The organism is Asaia sp. W19, from assembly GCF_003994335.1.
Lineage (GTDB): Bacteria > Pseudomonadota > Alphaproteobacteria > Acetobacterales > Acetobacteraceae > Asaia.
In genome coordinates, this window is record NZ_PNQZ01000189.1 from 1 (window position 1) to 2,043 (window position 2,043).

2 protein-coding genes and 1 pseudogene are annotated in these 2,043 nt (G+C 59.8%); all 3 read right to left on the reverse strand.

Annotated features, from left to right (window positions below):
- The coding region (locus C0V97_RS17875) for a hypothetical protein (RefSeq protein WP_127103751.1) at positions 1 to 1,017 on the reverse strand (1,017 nt) is incomplete at its 3' end.
- The gene (locus C0V97_RS17880) at positions 1,017 to 1,676 is read right to left on the reverse strand and encodes a hypothetical protein (protein WP_127099985.1); all 660 of its coding nucleotides are present in this window, start codon (positions 1,674 to 1,676) and stop codon (positions 1,017 to 1,019) included. The genes C0V97_RS17880 and C0V97_RS17875, both read right to left, overlap by 1 nt.
- Positions 1,676 to 2,043 (reverse strand): annotated as a pseudogene (locus C0V97_RS18495) (hypothetical protein); the annotation flags it as partial. The gene C0V97_RS17880 and the pseudogene C0V97_RS18495, both read right to left, overlap by 1 nt.

The following is a 2,043-nucleotide window of genomic DNA, read 5'->3' on the forward strand; positions in this document are numbered from 1 at the left end:
CCCCCCCCCCGCCCCCCCCCCCCCCCCGCCATAGGAATTCTGAGCAGTGCCAAAGACGCCAGCCCCACCGCCATCGGCTGTGAGCAACGGTTGCCCTCCGTAAGTCACAAAGCTCGGCTCACCCCGCCTGTCGGCGTCACCCCCAGCACCGACAGTCGCTGAAAGCTGCGCGTTGCGCGACGCATCGACCGCATAGACCCCCCAGCAATCGCCTCCGGCTCCTCCGCCCGCACCGGAAAAAGACCCAGCTTCCGGCGACAGCACGGAGGTAGACGCGCCCCCTCCACCGCCGCCAATGACACGCAATTCGACCTGGCGCGCCCAGTTCGGCACCGTGAGAAGTGTGCTTGTCGAGCAGAGAGCCTGTGGCTGGCTGATCCGCTGCACGAACTCGATCGTTGCCAGATCGGTCATGGCACTCTGAAACGCAGCGCATTGCCGAGCAGTTACAGCGCTGAGGTTCTCAGCCCCTTCTGGTATCGACAGCACATAAAGTGGGACAGCACGCCCCCCCTCCACTGACGGAGCACTCGTCCCAGCATAAAACGTAATTCGTCCGGCGCGCCGTGTCGGCAGGGCTTTCCCCCGGTTATCGGGCCCAGCCATCGTCTGCTCGGGGTTGTCAGCATTGTAAAACGGCAAAACATCATTCAGATCGTCCACCTCCCTGCACAGGGCATAGATCGTCACCGACGCCCCGGTCATCGGGATAGCCAAATCCTGCGCCTCATTGCTGTAAAAAAGGCTCTGAATCAGGGCATTATCTGCTTCTAGCCCCGCAGATGAGCTACCGATATGCGCGCGGTCCAGGAGATCAGGCGCCATGATCGTCCCTGGGCCGAGCGTCACCGACAGAGCCTTATCGGAAAGCTGGCAAGAAAATCCGGAGGCCCGGACTGTTTCACTCCCGAACACAATCTCGGCGAGACGTCCTAGTCCTTCTTTTGCATAGCGACCAAGTCTCAGAAGATCCGTATCGAAAGGCACCGCGCCTGCGTAGATTATAGGGCGATCCATCAGTCTAGCATCCTTACCCAGGCAATCACGCCTGAAGCCTTTGTCACGCGTATCACCGCCTGAACTGTGCGCTGATCCACAGGAATTTTCGGAAAGACCTCGAGGCAGAACTGTCCACCGTTACGTGACCCGTAACGGCTACGCGACGCTCCATAACCACCGCCATGGCACCAGGCCCCACAATCCTGTGCACTACCCAACTCGATGATCCTTGGTGCTGCACCCGATAGGCGTCGTACCGATTCCGAAACAGCCATGCGTGTGTTCAAGGGTGCCGCGAGCGACGTCACGAGCCGACGACGGTAATGGCCGTCTTTTTCCTGCTCAAGCCGCGCCATTGCCCCAGGACCGAAAAAATCGACCGCAGCCATTTCGAGAAAGGCACCCTGCGTGGTCCCGAGCCTCGTCTGCCTCTTCACGTCGATGATCAAGTGCCAGATAACAGAGAGAACGGCGCCAAACCCCGTCAGCAACGCCTGCAACACGGGAGCCTCCTCAACTTCGTCCCCTCGATATGCAGGAAACCAGCCCTGCGGGAGGAGAAGCCGGAGACGCCGGGCAAAATCGCGCGCCGAACCAGGAGCCAGCCCGGTATCAAGAAGAGTTTTGCGATCTGTCGCCGTCAGACCAGATAGATCGGGATCTCTGAGAACCGCCATCAGCCCCCCACTTGCTCAACAGTGAAGAGCGGTACGCGATAATCCTTGCCATTCACATTGAGATGCAGAAAACCGCCAGCCGCTTCTGCAGGTACGGCCGCACCCGGGCTCGCCACGGGCGATGACATCTGGATCTCGCCACCGGGGGCCGGATAAAGGCCGAGATTCGCTGAACCGTTTTCGCCCCGCTGAACATACAATCCCGCCGCCGCAAGTCCGCTTCCCGCCTGGATATTCAGGGTGTTGGTTGGTCTCGCATTGGGGGAGATTGAAAACAGCAGATCACCGGTCATGTTCGTGACGAGCAATCCGTCATCCGCAAACTGAATACGCTGCCCATTCGCTGTCTTTTCCACAGTAGAAAACA